General features: G+C 65.2%; 11 protein-coding genes. 6 read left to right on the top strand and 5 right to left on the bottom strand.

What is annotated here, in order from left to right; all coding sequences use genetic code 11:
* Window positions 1-35: 35 nt before the first annotated feature.
* The 3 genes from ACODTB_RS02100 to ppsA all read right to left on the bottom strand — a co-directional run bounded on the left by ACODTB_RS02100 (window position 36) and on the right by ppsA (window position 4,821).
* The gene (locus ACODTB_RS02100; protein ID WP_291111401.1) at window positions 36-2,099 is read right to left on the bottom strand and encodes a VC_2705 family sodium/solute symporter; all 2,064 of its coding nucleotides are present in this window, start codon (window positions 2,097-2,099) and stop codon (window positions 36-38) included.
* Window positions 2,092-2,364, bottom strand: a complete 273-nt coding sequence (locus tag ACODTB_RS02095) for a DUF4212 domain-containing protein (RefSeq protein ID WP_291111402.1) — start codon at window positions 2,362-2,364, stop codon at window positions 2,092-2,094. The genes ACODTB_RS02100 and ACODTB_RS02095 overlap by 8 nt, the downstream gene beginning before the upstream one ends.
* A 63-nt stretch (window positions 2,365-2,427) precedes the next feature.
* Window positions 2,428-4,821, bottom strand: coding sequence for a phosphoenolpyruvate synthase (ppsA, locus tag ACODTB_RS02090; RefSeq protein ID WP_291111403.1), 2,394 nt, complete (start codon window positions 4,819-4,821; stop codon window positions 2,428-2,430).
* A 165-nt stretch (window positions 4,822-4,986) separates the two neighbouring features.
* Here ppsA and ppsR point away from each other — a divergent pair, with 165 nt between their 5' ends.
* From ppsR to ACODTB_RS02070, 4 genes are all read left to right on the top strand, one after another.
* Entirely contained in the window at window positions 4,987-5,808 is an 822-nt protein-coding gene (gene ppsR / locus ACODTB_RS02085) for a posphoenolpyruvate synthetase regulatory kinase/phosphorylase PpsR (protein ID WP_291111404.1), read from the top strand.
* 120 nt (window positions 5,809-5,928) lie between these two features.
* Window positions 5,929-6,123, top strand: a complete 195-nt coding sequence (locus tag ACODTB_RS02080) for a hypothetical protein (protein WP_291111405.1) — start codon at window positions 5,929-5,931, stop codon at window positions 6,121-6,123.
* Between the two features lie 105 nt (window positions 6,124-6,228).
* Window positions 6,229-6,537 (top strand): DUF485 domain-containing protein, encoded by a 309-nt coding sequence (locus tag ACODTB_RS02075; protein ID WP_291111407.1) that lies wholly within the window; start codon window positions 6,229-6,231, stop codon window positions 6,535-6,537.
* On the top strand, window positions 6,534-8,240 hold the full coding sequence (locus tag ACODTB_RS02070) for a cation acetate symporter (protein ID WP_291111408.1): 1,707 nt from the start codon (window positions 6,534-6,536) through the stop codon (window positions 8,238-8,240). The genes ACODTB_RS02075 and ACODTB_RS02070 overlap by 4 nt, the downstream gene beginning before the upstream one ends.
* Window positions 8,241-8,287: 47 nt before the next feature.
* On the opposite strand, the gene ahpF is transcribed toward ACODTB_RS02070, so the two are convergent.
* The gene (ahpF, locus tag ACODTB_RS02065) at window positions 8,288-9,877 is read right to left on the bottom strand and encodes an alkyl hydroperoxide reductase subunit F (RefSeq protein WP_291111410.1); all 1,590 of its coding nucleotides are present in this window, start codon (window positions 9,875-9,877) and stop codon (window positions 8,288-8,290) included.
* Window positions 9,878-10,030: 153 nt separating this feature from the next.
* Complete coding sequence (ahpC, locus tag ACODTB_RS02060) at window positions 10,031-10,594, bottom strand: alkyl hydroperoxide reductase subunit C (RefSeq protein ID WP_291111412.1); 564 nt, start codon at window positions 10,592-10,594, stop codon at window positions 10,031-10,033.
* Between the two features lie 433 nt (window positions 10,595-11,027).
* Between ahpC and ACODTB_RS02055 the strand changes: the two genes are divergently transcribed.
* Together ACODTB_RS02055 and ACODTB_RS02050 are read left to right on the top strand one after the other, a co-directional pair.
* Window positions 11,028-13,193: a TonB-dependent receptor domain-containing protein gene (locus ACODTB_RS02055; RefSeq protein WP_291118730.1), complete on the top strand. Its 2,166-nt coding sequence runs from the start codon at window positions 11,028-11,030 to the stop codon at window positions 13,191-13,193.
* Window positions 13,194-13,438: 245 nt separating this feature from the next.
* Entirely contained in the window at window positions 13,439-15,652 is a 2,214-nt protein-coding gene (locus ACODTB_RS02050) for a catecholate siderophore receptor Fiu (RefSeq protein ID WP_291118733.1), read from the top strand.
* The last annotated feature ends 78 nt before the right edge of the window (window positions 15,653-15,730 follow it).

The following is a 15,730-nucleotide window of genomic DNA, read 5'->3' as shown; positions in this document are numbered from 1 at the left end:
GGGCACGCCAGCGCCCTTGGAACTGGTGTAAACCCCTAAGCGCTGGCGCCCTTGCGGCGCTGCAACAAGCTCAGAAGACCGATCACCACAAAGCCCACCGGCACACCGAAGACCCCCGCCGACAGGGGTTGGATGCCGAACCAGAGGTCTTGCCCCGCAGGCATGGCGAAGAAGGCGCGAACGGTGGGGGCATTGATCATCATGTAGAGCACCGTGGTGCCCAGGCCGATCAACATGCCTGCCACCGCGGCCGGGCCGGTGGTGCGCGACCAGAAGATGCCCATGATCATGGCGGGCACGAAGGCGGACGCGGCCAGCGAGAACGAGGACGCCACCAGCGGCAGGATCTCGGCAGGCTTGAGCGCGGCCACGAAGGCGGCCACCGTGGCCACGCTGAGCAAGGCGAACTTGGAGAGGATCACGCGCTGCTCGGGCGTGACGATGCGTTTGACCTCATGGCAGTAGGTGTCGCGCACCAGCGAATTGCTGATCGTCAGCAGCAGGCCATCGGCGGTCGACAGCGCGGCCGCCAGCCCCCCGGCGGCCACCAGGCCCGAGACCACATAGGGCATGCCCCCGAGCTCGGGCGTGGCCAGCATGATCACGTCGGCACCCAGGCGGAGTTCGCTGAACTGCAGGATGCCGTCGCCATTGATGTCGCTCACCGAGACCAGCGAACCGTCCATGCGCGACCACTGCGCGATCCAGGGCGGCAAGGCATCGAAACTGCTGCCCACCACGTTCTGCATCACCTCATACTTCACCAGCACCGCCAGCGCGGGCGCGCTCAGGTACAGCAGGGTGATGAAGAACAGCGACCACGCCACCGAGGAACGCGCGGTCGCCACCGATGGCGTGGTGTAGTAGCGCGTGAGCAAATGCGGCAGCCCCGCCGTGCCCACCATCAGGCAGAACATGAGGGCCAGGAAGTTCGCGCGCGAGGACTGGAAGGTCTCGCGCTCGGCCGGCGTGCCGTCCGGATCGCCTGCGAAGGCCTGGCTGTGCGGCATGAGCCCACCCAGTGGCCGGGACCGCTCCTCGCTTTCCTGCATGGCACGCGTCCACCGTTCCCGCGCCGTCGCCACGTCAGGAGGCAAGGCCGCCAGTTCGCGCGTGGCCGCGACCACCAGCTCCATGTCGGCGTTCTGGGACTTGAGCGCGCGGACGCGCTCCTGCTTGGCGACCCGCTCGCGCTTGAGCGTGCCCTCCACGTCCTGCAGCCACACCGCGTACTCGCGCGCGCGCCGCGCGAACTCGTCCTGCACCTGCTTCTCGGCCGGCGAGGCCATCAGATCGTGCTCGAGCTGGGCGATCTTCTCGAGTTGCTCGCCGTACACCAGCGGCGCCAGCGGGTTGCCCAGTTGCTTGTAGGCCAGCCAGGACACCGGGATAAGGAAAGCGAGCAGCAGGATGATGTACTGCGCCACCTGGGTCCAGGTGATGGCCCGCATGCCACCCAGGAACGAGCACAGCACCACCCCACCCAGGCCCAGCATGATCCCGATCTCGAACTGCACGCCGGTCAGTCGCGAGGCCACCAGGCCGATGCCGTAGATCTGCGCGACCACGTAGGTGAAGGAGCACAGCACGGCCGAAAACGCCGCGATGCGCCGGGGCCAGCGCCCGCCGAAACGTTCCTTGAAGTAGTCCGGCACCGTGTACAGGTTGAGCTTGCGCAGATGGGGCGCGATGAGCAGCGCCACGAGGCAGAAGCCTCCGGTCCAGCCCAGCACATAGGCCAGCCCGCCGGCCTGCGTCTCGGTGCCGCCGAAGCCTTGCAGGTACAACCCACCCGCGAGGCTGATGAAGGAGGCCGCGCTCATCCAGTCGGCGGCGGCGGCCATGCCGTTGTAGACGGGCGGAATGCGCCGCCCCGCCACGTAGTACTCCTCGGGGTCGGCGGTGCGGCCGTAGATGCCGATGCCGCCGTACATCATCACCGTGGAGAACAGGAAGATGGGGCCCAGCCAACGCCGGGACAGGCCGCTCTGCTCGGCCCACGCCATCAACAGCAGGAAGGCGATCAGCGCCAGGACGTAGAACGCCAGGATGCGGTGCAGCCGGCGCTGGTAGGCCGCGTAGCCCGGGCCGTCAGTCATCACCGGCCTCGCCCGCCCCGTTGCGCGCCTCCTGGGCCTCCAGGCGGCTCATGACACTGGCGTAGACGACCACGACGATGATGAACACCAGGACCGCGCCCTGAGCCGCCATCCAGAAGTGCAACGGCCAGCCCATGACGACGACGCTGAGTTCGCGCGCGAAGAAGCAGACGCCGAACGAGGCCAGCACCATGACCGACAACAGCACCGCCTTGAGCGCCAGGGCGCGGCGGTCGTGTTCGTCGGTCGTGGGGCGCTCGGACATCAGCGGATCATCGCACCCGGGCGGCTCGCGCCGCCTAGGTATTTGCTCGCAGCAGCGAGGCGATCACTCCTTGGCCAGCTGCTTCCAGGTGTCGATCACGCTGTCCGGGTTGAGCGAGATCGAGCTGATGCCCTCGTCGCGCAGCCACTCGGCGAAATCGGGGTGGTCGCTGGGGCCCTGGCCGCAGATGCCCACGTACTTGCCTTCGGCCTTGCAGGCGCCGATGGCCATGGTCAGCATGGCCTTGACGGCCGGATCGCGCTCGTCGAAGTCGTGCGCCAGCAGCTCCAGGCCCGAGTCGCGGTCCAGACCCAGCGTGAGCTGCGTCAGGTCGTTGGAGCCGATCGAGAAGCCGTCGAAGAACTGCAGAAACTGCTTGGCCAGCACCGCGTTGCTGGGGATCTCGCACATCATGATGACCTTGAGGTCGTTCACGCCGCGCGCCAGGCCCTTTTCGGCCAGCAGCCCGGTCACGCGCTCGGCCTGGGCCAGGGTGCGCACGAAGGGCACCATCACCTGCACGTTGGTCAGACCCATGTCCTCGCGCACGCGCTTGAGCGCCTCGCACTCCATGGCGAAGGCTTCGCGGAACTCGTGGCTGACGTAGCGCGCCGCACCGCGGAAGCCCAGCATCGGGTTCTCTTCCTCGGGTTCGTAGCGCGAGCCGCCCACCAGCTTGCGGTACTCGTTGCTCTTGAAGTCGGACAGGCGAACGATGACGGGCTTGGGCCAGAAGGCCGCCGCGATCGTGGCCACGCCTTCGGCCACCTTGTCGACGTAGAACGCGCGCGGCGAGGCGTGGCCGCGGGCCACGGACTCCACCGCCTTCTTCAGGTCGGCGTCGACGTTCGGGTAGTCGAGGATGGCCTTGGGGTGCACGCCGATGTTGTTGTTGATGATGAACTCCAGTCGCGCCAGGCCCACGCCGCCATTGGGAATCTGGGCGAAGTCGAAGGCCAGCTGCGGATTGCCCACGTTCATCATGATCTTCACGTCCAGCGCCGGCATGTCACCGCGCTGCACTTCGGTGATCTCGGTCTCGAGAAGGCCGTCGTAGATGTTGCCGGTGTCGCCTTCGGCGCAGCTCACCGTGACCAGCGTGCCGTCCTTGAGCAGGTCGGTCGCGTCGCCGCAGCCCACCACGGCCGGGATGCCCAGCTCGCGCGCGATGATGGCGGCGTGGCAGGTGCGCCCGCCCCGGTTGGTCACGATGGCGCTGGCGCGCTTCATCACCGGTTCCCAGTTCGGGTCGGTCATGTCGGTCACCAGCACGTCGCCGGGCTGCACCTTGTCCATCTCGCTGATGTTGTGCACCAGGCGCACGGGGCCGGTGCCCACCTTCTGGCCGATCGCACGGCCGCTGGCCAGCACGGCGCCCTTGCCTTTGAGCTTGTAGCGCACCTCGGTCTTGCCGGCGCTCTGGCTCTTCACCGTCTCGGGCCGGGCCTGCAGGATGTAGATCTGACCGTCGGTGCCGTCCTTGCCCCACTCGATGTCCATCGGGCGGCCATAGTGTTGCTCGATCACCAGCGCGTATTTCGCCAGCTGCTCGACGTCGGCATCGGACAGGCTGTAGCGGTTGCGCTGTTCCACCGGCACATCGATGGTCTTCACCAGCTTGCCGCTGGCGGCCTTTTCCTCGGGCGTGCTGAACACCATCTGGATCAGCTTGGAGCCCAGGTTGCGGCGGATCAGCGCGCGCTTGCCCGCCTTGAGCATGGGCTTGTGCACGTAGAACTCGTCCGGGTTCACCGCGCCCTGCACCACCGTTTCGCCCAGGCCGTAGCTGGAGGTGATGAAGACCACGTCCTCAAAGCCGCTCTCGGTGTCGATGGTAAACATGACGCCGGCCGCGCCGGTGTCGGAGCGCACCATGCGCTGCACGCCGGCGGAGAGCGCCACGTCGGCATGGGCGAAGCCCTTGTGCACGCGGTAGCTGATGGCGCGGTCGTTGTAGAGGGAGGCGAACACCTCCTTCATCTTGTGCAGCACCTCTTCGATGCCCACCACGTTGAGGAAGGTTTCCTGCTGGCCGGCGAACGAGGCGTCGGGCAGGTCTTCGGCCGTGGCCGAGGAGCGCACCGCGAACGAGGCCTTGGCGTTGCCGGCGCTCAGGGTCACGAAGGCGTCGCGGATCGCTTTTTCCAGGTCGGCCGGGAACGGCTGGTTTTCGACCATGGCGCGAATCTCGGCACCGGCCTGGGCCAGGGCCCGCACGTCTTCGGTGTCCAACTGGTCCAGCCGGGCGTTGATGCGCTCGGTCAGGCCGTCGTGCTTGAGGAATTCGCGGAAGGCGTGCGCCGTGGTGGCAAAACCGGTCGGCACCTTCACGCCGGTGGGCAATTGCGAAATCATCTCGCCGAGGCTGGCATTTTTGCCGCCGACGGACTCGACATCGCTCATTCGCAGTTTTTCGAACGGCACGACCAGATCGGTCGCTCCAAACAGCTGGGACATGGGAAAGCTCCTAAGGTTGAAAAACCGGGGTTCCAAGCGCCAGCGGGGCGACCTGTTGTTCTGTTGTGGGTCCGACGCCGGGCAGGGAAGCAGATACGGGGGCGCCTGCGGCAGGATAATGGCTGGCGCAGACACAACACCCAGCATTGTAAGGACGCGGCCCACATGCCCAATCGAACGGTCTTCTTCATCTCGGACGGCACCGGCATCACGGCCGAAACCTTCGGCAACGCTATCCTGAACCAGTTCGAGGCCACCATGCGCCGGGTCCGGCTGCCTTTCCTGGACAGCGTGGACAAGGCGCACCAGGCGGTGCGCCAGATCAACCATGTCGCCGACGTCGAAGGCAAGCGCCCGCTGGTGTTCACGACGGTGGTCGACATGGACGTGCTGTCGGTGTTCCGCACCCAGTGCAAAGGGGTGCTGCTGGACATGTTCGGCACTTTCGTCGCCCCCCTGGAACACGAACTCGGCATCAAGTCCAACCACCGCGTGGGCCGTTTCTCGGACGCCTCCAAGAGCCAGGCCTACCACGACCGCATCGAAGCCATCAATTTCTCGCTGGCCCATGACGACGGCCAGAGCCACAAGGACCTGGAGGGCTCGGACGTGATCCTGGTCGGCGTGAGCCGCAGCGGCAAGACGCCGACCTCGCTCTACCTGGCGATGCAGTACGGCCTGAAGGCGTCGAACTACCCGCTGATCCCGGAAGACTTCGAGCGCCGCCAGCTGCCCCCTGCCCTGGTGCCGCACCGCAAGAAAATCTTCGGTCTGACGATCGCGCCCGAGCGGCTGAGCGAGATCCGCAACGAGCGCCGGCCCAACTCGCGCTACGCGCAACTCGACAACTGCCGCATGGAAGTGGCCGAGGCCGAGGCCATGATGCGCCGCGAAGGCATCCGCTGGCTCTCGACCACCACGAAGTCGATCGAGGAAATCGCCACCACCATCCTGCAGGAGATCCGGCCCGAGCGCCTGGAGTACTGAGGGCCCGGCGCGGGCGCTGTCAGAAAGACGTCAGCCAGTGCCCGAAAAATGGGCCGACGGGCCTTGCCCGTTCCCGCCCTCCCCTGCCCCTCGCGGCAGACGCCAACCAGTACACGAGACATGATCAAGATCTTCATCGCCTTCGCCATCTTCGCCGCCATCAGCCTGTTCGCGCTCATGAAAGGTGGCGACATCGACATGGGTGGCGAGAAGCACGGCATGGATGCGCCGCACACCGAACAGGCCGCTCCTGCAGCACCGGCAGCGGCACCTGCCGCGCCCGCCGCACCCGCGCCGGCCGAACAGCCGAAGTAAGCCAGGAACAAGGCGCGGGTCAGCCCCGCGTCAGCCAGGGGTCAGTGCTCCGTAAGTGCCACGTCCTACGCTCCATGTCACCCGAAATCAACCCGAGAGACATGCATGGACGAGAGTCTGGTTCAACAGATCGCGAGCAACCCCGCTTACCTTCAACTCAAGGCCAAACGATCGCGCTTCGGCTGGTGGCTCACGCTGGCGATGATGGCCGTCTACTACGGCTTCATCCTGCTGGTCGCCTTTGACAAGGCCTTGCTGTCGCAACTCACGGGCGACGGCGTCATGACCGTCGGCATCCCGCTGGGCTTCGGTGTCATCGTCTTCACGATCGTCATCACCGCGGTCTACGTCAGGCGCGCCAACACCGAGTTCGACGAGCTGTCGGCCGCCGTGGTCAAGGCGGTGCAGAAATGAGGCGCGTGCTCACCCTGCTGGCCCTGGCCAGCGTGTCCGTCGCGGCCTGGGCCGCCGGTGCCGATCTCGGCCAGGCCGACAAGCAGGCCACCAACTGGACGGCCATCGGCATGTTCGGCCTCTTCGTGCTGGGCACGCTGTACATCACCAAATGGGCCGCCGCCAAGACCCGCTCCGCGTCGGACTTCTACACCGCCGGTGGCGGCATCACCGGCTTCCAGAACGGCCTTGCCATCGCGGGCGACTACATGTCGGCCGCCTCCTTCCTGGGCATCTCGGCGGCGGTGATGGCCTCCGGCTTCGACGGCTTGATCTACTCCATCGGCTTCCTCGTGGGCTGGCCCGTCATCACCTTCCTGATGGCCGAGCGCCTGCGCAACCTGGGCAAGTTCACCTTCGCCGACGTGGCCGCGTTCCGCTTCCAGCAGGCTCCCATCCGCATCTTCGCGGCCTCGGGCACGCTGGTGGTGGTCGCGTTCTACCTGATCGCGCAGATGGTGGGCGCGGGGCAGCTGATCAAGCTGCTGTTCGGCCTGGAGTACTGGGTCGCCGTGGTGATCGTGGGCGCGCTGATGATGGTCTACGTGCTCTTCGGCGGCATGACCGCCACCACCTGGGTGCAGATCATCAAGGCCTGCCTGCTGCTCGGCGGCGCGTCCTTCATGGCCTTCATGGTGCTGCTGCACTTCGGCTTCAGCCCCGAGGCCATGTTCGCCGGGGCGGTGAGGATCAAGACCGATCTCGCGCTCAAGGACGGCAAGGTCGCCGAGGCCGCGGCATCCATCGGGCAGTCCATCATGGGCCCGGGCAACTTCGTCAAGGACCCGATCTCGGCCATCAGCTTCGGCATGGCGCTGATGTTCGGCACCGCCGGCCTGCCCCACATCCTGATGCGCTTCTTCACTGTGCCCAGCGCCAAGGAAGCCCGCAAGTCCGTGATGTGGGCCACCGGCTGGATCGGCTACTTCTACCTGCTGACCTTCATCATCGGCTTCGGCGCCATCACCTTCGTGCTGACCAACCCGCAGTTCCTCGATGCCAAGGGCGGCCTGCTCGGCGGCAACAACATGGCGGCCGTGCACCTGGCCAGCGCCGTGGGTGGCAACGTGTTCCTGGGTTTCATCTCGGCCGTGGCCTTCGCCACCATCCTGGCCGTGGTGGCCGGCCTCACGCTTTCGGGTGCTTCGGCCGTGTCGCACGACCTCTATGCCACGGTGCTGAAGAAAGGCAAGGCCGATTCGGCCGCCGAGCTGCGCGTGTCCAAGATCACCACGCTCTGCCTGGGTGTCGTCGCGGTGGTGCTGGGCATCGCTTTCGAAAAACAGAACATCGCCTTCATGGTCTCGCTGGCCTTCGCCATCGCGGCCTCGGCCAACTTCCCCGTGCTCTTCATGAGCGTGCTGTGGAAAGACTGCACCACCAAGGGCGCGGTGATCGGCGGCTTCCTCGGCCTGGTGTCCTCGGTGGCGCTCACCGTGGTCTCGCCCTCGGTCTGGGAAGCGACCCTGGGCAACCCCAAGGGCTCGGCGTTGTTCCCCTACACCTCGCCCGCGCTGTTCTCGATGGCCATCGGCTTCGTGGGCATCTGGCTGTTCTCGGTGCTGGACAAGAGCCAGCGCGCACGGGTGGACCGGGCCGGCTTCCTGGCCCAGCAGGTGCGGTCGGAAACCGGGATCGGCGCCGCAGCAGCGGCCGCCCACTGAAACGGCGAACCGGCCCGGGGCCTCGCGGCGCCCGGGCCTGACAAGCCTCAGGCCGCGACGGCCTCGGCCGGCGCCGCCACCGGCTGGCGGATCAGGTGATCGAAGGCGCTGAGCGCGGCGGTGGAACCGGCGCCGGCCGCGATCACGATCTGCTTGTACGGCACCGTGGTGCAGTCGCCCGCCGCGAACACGCCTGGCACGTTGGTGTGGCCCTTGGCGTCCACCACGATCTCACCGAAGCGGCTCAGCTCCACCGTGCCCTTCAGGAATTCGGTGTTGGGCACCAGGCCGATCTGCACAAACACGCCTTCGAGTTCGACGTGCTTCACGTCGCCGCTCGCGCGGTCCTTGTAGCTCAGGCCATTCACCTTGCCGTCGGCGCCGGTGATCTCGGTCGTCTGCGCATTCACGTGGATGTCCACATTGCGCAGGCTCTTGAGCTTGCTCACCAGCACGGCATCGGCCTTGAGCGCATCGGCGAACTCGATCAGCGTCACGTGCTGCACGATGCCGGCCAGGTCGATCGCGGCCTCGACACCCGAGTTGCCGCCACCGATCACCGACACGCGCTTGCCCTTGAACAGCGGACCGTCACAGTGCGGGCAGTAAGCCACGCCCTTGTTGCGGTACTCGGCCTCGCCGGGCACGTTCACATTGCGCCAGCGGGCACCGGTGGAGAGGATCACGCTGCGCGCGCTCAAGGTCGCGCCGTTGGCCATCTGCACCTGGACCAGGCCGTTGGGTTCGCTCGCCGGGATCAGCTTGTCGGCGCGCTGCAGGTTCATGATGTCCACGTCGTAGTGGCGCACCTGCGCTTCGAGCGCGGCGGCGAACTTCGGGCCGTCGGTCTCGAGCACGCTGATGTAGTTCTCGATCGCCATCGTGTCGTTGACCTGCCCACCGAAACGCTCGGCCGCCACGCCCACTCGAATGCCCTTGCGGGCGGCGTACACCGCCGCCGCGGCACCGGCCGGGCCGCCGCCGACGATCAGCACGTCGAACGGGTCCTTGGCGTTGAGCTTCGCGGCTTCGCGCGCATCGGCGTTCACGTCGAGCTTGCCGACGATCTCTTCCACCGTCATGCGGCCCGAACCGAACACCTGGCCGTTGAGGAACACGATGGGCACGGCCATGATCTCGCGCGCCGTCACCTCGTCCTGGAAGGCACCGCCTTCGATGACCGTGGTCTTGATCTTCGGGTTCTGGATCGCCATCAGGCTCAGTGCCTGCACCACGTCCGGGCAGTTGTGGCAGGTCAGGGACATGTAGACCTCGAAATTGAAGTCACCATCCAGCGCCTGGATCTGTTCGAGCACGTCCTGCTCGACCTTGGGCGGGTGGCCGCCGGTCCACAGCAGGGCCAGCACCAGCGAGGTGAACTCGTGGCCCAGCGGCAGCCCGGCGAAGCGCAGCGAGGTGTCGCTGCCGGCGCGCTGCAGGGTGAACGAAGGCCGGCGCGCGTCCTGGCCGTCGGTCTTCAGGGTGATCTTGTCGCTGCGCAGCGCCTGGATGGTCTGCAGCAGATCAAGCATTTCGCGGGAGCTCTCAGAGTCGCTCAAGGAAGCGACGATCTCGAAAGGTTGTGTCACGCGCTCCAGGTAAGCGCCGAGTTGAGCCTTGAGGGTGTCGTCCAACATGTTGTGTTTCCTTTATCTAAGCGACTTTGAGAACCGGCCTCCTCAGGGATTGAAAGGCGGCCAGGGGTTCACCCGACGGGCCTTCTGGGCCCGCGGGTTCTTCGATGTGCAACCGGTGAGGCCGGGCCTCATCTCGGAACATCAAACGATGGATCAGATCTTGCCGACCAGGTCCAGCGAAGGAGCGATGGTCTTGGCGCCTTCGTTCCACTTGGCCGGGCACACTTCGCCGGGGTGGGCGGCGGTGTACTGGGCGGCCTTGAGCTTGCGCAGCGTTTCCTTCACGTCACGGGCGATCTCGTTGGAGTGGATCTCGGCGGTCTTGATCGTGCCTTCGGGGTTGATGATGAAGGTGCCGCGCAGCGCCAGGCCTTCTTCGGGGATGTGCACGCCGAAAGCGTTGGTCAGCACGTGGGTCGGGTCGCCCACCAGCGGGAACTTGGCCTTGCCCACGGCGGGCGAGGTTTCATGCCACACCTTGTGCGAGAAGTGCGTGTCGGTCGTGACGATGTAGACCTCGGCACCGGCCTTCTGGAATTCGGCGTAGTTCTCGGCCGCGTCTTCCACTTCGGTGGGGCAGTTGAAGGTGAAGGCAGCGGGCATGAAGATCAGCACCGACCACTTGCCCTTCAGCGTCTCGTCGCTGACGTCGATGAACTTGCCGTTCAGAAAGGCCGTGGTCTTGAAAGGCTGGACGGTGGTGTTGATCAGGGACATGGTTTTCCTTGGGTTGGGGTTGAGAAAGAGGCGGCGATCAGAAAGGGTTTTCCATATCGCCATGGGTTGAATGATAGCAAATAACTACCAACCCTTGGGATTGATAGTGTTTATCCACCCGATAGCTTTCTTGTTGCTGTGCAGCAACTCGCCCGATGAGGGCCATTCGTGTTTACCACATTCCGGCGACGGCATCGTTTTGGCGAGATTTCAGAGGGCAAACCACGTTCCCGCCGGACGCTTTCTGGCAGGCATCGAGCGAGCTATCACAAAAAAATTATCAGAAACTTAACAAGAATGGTTTTCATTTGTAATAATAAGAAAAGTAGCCAGCCAGCCCCTCCCCTGCCCCCGTCCCTTGTGTGATGCGCGCGATGCCGAGTGGATGCATGCCAGCCAATTCCATCAACGCATGCATACGTAAGGATTTCTGATGTCGAGAGCATCCACCCCGTCGGCTGGCCAGCGCGGCGTTTCGTCGGGCTACCGCTTCCCCTTGCAAGCCACCGCCGTGGCCTGCAGCCTGTACGCGCTGAGCCTGGGCGCGGCCCACGCCCAGCAAGCCGAGGGCTCGCTGTCCGAAGTCGTGGTATCGGCCTCCGGTTTCGAGCAAGACATCAAGAAGGCGCCCGCCAGCATCACGGTGGTGTCCCGCGAAGCCCTGGAAACCAAACGCGCCAGCAGCCTGGCTGAAGCGCTCGCCGATGTGGAAGGCGTGGACGTCGGCAACGACGTTGGCAAGACCGGCGGCATGAACATCAGCATCCGCGGCATGCCTTCGGACTACACCCTGGTGCTGGTGGATGGCCGCCGCCAGAACGCCGCCGGCAACGTGACCCCCAACGGCTTCGGCGAGACCTCCACCAGTTTCCTGCCGCCCATCAGCGCCATCGAGCGGATCGAAGTCATTCGCGGCCCGATGGCCACGCTCTATGGTTCCGATGCCATGGGCGGCGTGATCAACATCATCACGCGCAAGGTCGGCAAGACCTGGGCCGGTGCGGTCAACCTGAACGGCACCGTGCAGGAAAACCGCGATCGCGGCGACAGCCTGGGCACCAACGTCTATCTGAGCGGCCCCATCAAGCAAGACACGCTGGGGTTGACGCTCCGCGCCAGCTCTTTCAAGCGCTCGGCGTCCGAACTGGAGCCCACTGGCGACGCAGGCAACACCACCATCAGCACCCGTGGTCCCAGCCCGGTGAAGGCGGACATCGACACCCTCGGCGCTCGCCTGACGCTGACGCCGAACAGGGATCACGAAATCTACCTGGACCTGGACACCGCGCGGCAGGTGTACGACAACTCATCGGCGCAGCTCGGCACCCTCGGCGTGCAAGGCTACACGGCGAAGCAGAAGTTCAATCGCGAGCAGACGGTGCTGGCCTACAACGCCAACCTCGGCTTCGGCAAGCTGGAAACCAGCCTGACCCGAAACGAAACCGAAACCATCGGCCGCACGATCCCTTCAGGCACCCCCGGCAAGGCGCCGGGCAGCGCGCGCACGCTGACGGCGGAGAACACCATCCTCGACGCCAAGCTGATCACAGCCGTGGGCGAGTCGCACCTGCTGACGGTGGGCGCCCAGTACTGGGACGCGGAGATGATCGATGGCGTGGCGCCCGCACCGTACACCCACACGCAGTGGGCCTTGTTTGGCGAGGACGAGTGGCGCCTCACGCCCGCCCTCGCGCTCACACTGGGTGCGCGCTACGACGACCACAGCCAGTTCGGCGCGCAGTTCAGTCCGCGCATCTACACGGTCTGGGATGCCACCGACAACTGGATCGTCAAAGGCGGTGTGAGCCGTGGCTTCAAGACCCCGCGCCTCGATCAACTGGCCGATGGCATCACCGGTTTCACGGGTCAAGGCACGCGCCCCACCATCGGCACGCCTTCCCTCAAGCCAGAAACCAGCACGTCTTACGAACTCGGCACGATGTTCGACGACAAGAAGGGCTTCACGATCGGCGGCACCATCTTCTTCAACCAGTTCAAGGACAAGATCGCCACCGGCAGCGGCTTGCTCAACTGCAGCTTCGCGGGCGCCCCCAACCGCCCCGGGTGCGTGAACTATGGCAACTGGCCCGCCGTGGACACCTATGGCCAGTCGGTGAACGTGGACGAAGCGCAAACGCGCGGCTTTGAGCTGTCCACCCGGGTGCCGCTGGCCAAAGGCCTCCACGCCACCGGCAACTACACCTTCACCCGCAGCGAGCAAAAGAGTGGTGCCAGCGCAGGCCAACCCCTATACAACACCCCGAAGCACATGCTCAACGCCAAACTCGACTGGAAGATCGACGAGAAGTTCTCGACCTGGGTCAGCGCCGAGTACCGCAGCTCGCGCTGGCGCGACGACACCTCGGCCACCGGCAGAGCGGCCCGTGCAGTCCTGGGTGACTACAAGGCGACGACCCAGTTCCACCTGGGCGGCAGCTACCGCCTGAACAAGTCGGTGACCCTGGGCGCCACGATCTACAACCTGTTCGACAAGGACTTCCTGGAATACGCCCAGTACGCGCCCAACGCCTATGCCGCGCGCTACAACAACATGCTCGAAGGCCGGCGCCTCTGGCTGACCGCCAACGTCACCTTCTAACCCCCCTGTTTCTGCCATCGGGCATGCAAGCGCCAAGACCGTCCGGTCTTGGCGCCCTTCGTCGTTCCTGACGCCAATTCACAACAAAATGGAAAAATTGTGAATGGGAATGATTTTTATTTGTGATAATCCCGGCCGAAGCCAGCCAAAGCCCCCGACGACCTGCCGTGCCCTTGCACCGAGCCGGTGCGATGTGGAAGCCCGCCAGCCAACACACCATCGCACCGCACCGCAAGGACTCACCCATGGCCCATATCCGCAGCCGCAAGCACAGCAAACCCGTCCACCTCCTGGCCCTCCTGGCCGCCTCCGTTCCTGCCGCCGGCATGGCGCAGCAGACCACCACCCTGCCCACGGTGACCGTCAAGGAAGCCCCCGAGGTGCCGTACAAGGCCGACAAATCGGCCAACGAGAAGATGACGGCGCCGCTGGTGGACACGCCCAAGACCATCCAGATCATCAAGAAGGAAGTGCTGGAAGAGCAAGGTGCCGTCACGCTGATGGAAGCCCTGCGCAACACCCCAGGCATCACCATGCAGATGGGTGAGAACGGCAACACCTCGGCCGGCGACACTTTCCAGATGCGCGGCTTCTCGTTGCAGCAATCCACCTTCGTCGACGGCATCCGCGACCTCGGCGCCGTCACGCGCGACACCTTCAACCTGGAACAGGTCGAGATCGTCAAGGGCGCCGCCGGTGCTGAAACCGGCCGTGGCGCAAGCTCCGGCTTCATCAACCTGATCTCCAAGCAGGCCCACCTGGGTGACGAAAACAGCGCCTCCGGCACGATCGGCACCGGCAGCCGCAAGCGCGCCACCGTTGACTTGAACAAGCAGCTCAGCGACACCTCCGCCTTCCGCCTGAACGCCATGGCGCAGGACAGCGGCGTCGATGGCCGCGATTTCGTGGAGAACAAAGGCTATGGCGTGGGTCTGTCTTACGTGACCGGCCTGGGCACGCCCACGCGCCTGCACCTCTTCAGCCAGCACCTGCGCCAGAAGAACGTGCCGGACGGTGGCATTCCCGCCATCGGCTACGAGGGCTTTACCTCGATTCCGAATGCCGCCAAGGTGCGTCGTGAAAACTACTACGGCAGCCCCAACGACCAAGAGAAAGTCGATGCGGACATGATCACGGCCAAGATCGAGCACGACCTGGGCCAAGGCACGACGATCCGCAACATCACGCGTTTCGGCAAGACCCGCATGGACCGCACGCTGACCGGCATCATTGGCATCACCTCCGCCAATACCGCCGCGACGGCCGTGAACCCTGCGGTGGTCGCTGCCAACCCGGCCACCTGGCTGGTGGCCCGCTCGCGCCAACGCGTCGATCAGGAAAACACCATCCTCGCCAACCAGACCAGCGTGAACACCGAGTTCAGCGCGGGCGGCATGCAGCACTCCCTGGCAGCCGGTGTGGAGTTGCTGCATGAAAAGCAGAACGCCTTCGACCATGGCACCGCTGTGGGCACGACGCCATCGGCCAACCTGTACAACCCGAACCCGTTCCAGACCATGGCCAACTTCGGCGGGCGCACGGGCGGTGTCACGGGCGGCTCGACCAACACCATCAGCGCGTACGCGTTCGACAACGCCAAGCTCAACGACCGCTGGTCCATCAACGGTGGCCTGCGTGCGGATGTCTACAAGCTGAGCACGGAAAACGTGACCGCGGCCGGTGCGCGCACCGCGTTGGAAGACTCGCGCAGCCTCATCAGCTGGAGCGTTGGCAGCGTCTACAAGCCGGCCGAAAACGGCAGCGTGTATGCGTCCTACGCCACCTCGGCCAACCCGCCCGGCGGCAACAACTTCCAGCTGAGTGCCACGGGCGGCAACCAGGCCAATGCGGCCCTGGATCCTCAGAAAACCGAAACGTTCGAGCTCGGCACCAAGTGGGAGCTGATGAACAAGCGCCTGAACGTGGCCGCCGCTGTGTTCCGCACCACGAACGACAAGCAAGTCACGACCGACACGATCACCAACGCGTCGGTGCAGGAAGGCAAGACGCAGGTGCAAGGCATCGAGCTGTCCGCCGTCGGCCAGATCACCAACTTCTGGCAGATCACCGCCGGCCTGGCCAAGACCAGCACGAAGCAGATCAACCAACAGACAGCCACGACCGCCACGACGGGCGTGCGCTGGTCGCCTGACCTGACCGCCACGGTGTGGACTTCGTACCAGCTGGACAAACTCACGCTGGGCGTGGGTGCGCGCTACAGCTCCGAAGCCAAGCGCTTCGTCAACGCCACGGGCGCACCGGGCAACCTGCCCAACGTGCCTTCGTACTGGGTTGCGGACGCCATGGTCGCCTACCAACTCACCGACAAGGTCAGCCTGCGCCTGAACGTGTACAACCTGTTCGACGACGAATACCTGATGGCCGTGAACAACGGTGGCGGCCGTCTGGCACTGGGCGCCCCCCGCTCCGCCGCCCTGACCGCCAACTTCAAGTTCTGATCCCGACCACCCCTCAGAACGCTGCGATCGAAAAGGCCCGCCCCATGGCGGGCCTTTTCCCGTTTCAGGAACCCTGCC

Source organism: Hydrogenophaga sp. FG152, assembly GCF_057809615.1.
Note: the sequence above shows the minus strand (reverse complement) of the source record. Positions and strands in the feature narration are given on the sequence as shown.

Coding starts and splice junctions, on each gene's coding strand:
- ACODTB_RS02100 (WP_291111401.1), bottom strand. CDS start 2,099: ATGACTGACGGCCCGGGCTACGCGGCCTACCAGCGCCGGCTGCACCGC.
- ACODTB_RS02095 (WP_291111402.1), bottom strand. CDS start 2,364: ATGTCCGAGCGCCCCACGACCGACGAACACGACCGCCGCGCCCTGGCG.
- ppsA (WP_291111403.1), bottom strand. CDS start 4,821: ATGTCCCAGCTGTTTGGAGCGACCGATCTGGTCGTGCCGTTCGAAAAA.
- ppsR (WP_291111404.1), top strand. CDS start 4,987: ATGCCCAATCGAACGGTCTTCTTCATCTCGGACGGCACCGGCATCACG.
- ACODTB_RS02080 (WP_291111405.1), top strand. CDS start 5,929: ATGATCAAGATCTTCATCGCCTTCGCCATCTTCGCCGCCATCAGCCTG.
- ACODTB_RS02075 (WP_291111407.1), top strand. CDS start 6,229: ATGGACGAGAGTCTGGTTCAACAGATCGCGAGCAACCCCGCTTACCTT.
- ACODTB_RS02070 (WP_291111408.1), top strand. CDS start 6,534: ATGAGGCGCGTGCTCACCCTGCTGGCCCTGGCCAGCGTGTCCGTCGCG.
- ahpF (WP_291111410.1), bottom strand. CDS start 9,877: ATGTTGGACGACACCCTCAAGGCTCAACTCGGCGCTTACCTGGAGCGC.
- ahpC (WP_291111412.1), bottom strand. CDS start 10,594: ATGTCCCTGATCAACACCACCGTCCAGCCTTTCAAGACCACGGCCTTT.
- ACODTB_RS02055 (WP_291118730.1), top strand. CDS start 11,028: ATGTCGAGAGCATCCACCCCGTCGGCTGGCCAGCGCGGCGTTTCGTCG.
- ACODTB_RS02050 (WP_291118733.1), top strand. CDS start 13,439: ATGGCCCATATCCGCAGCCGCAAGCACAGCAAACCCGTCCACCTCCTG.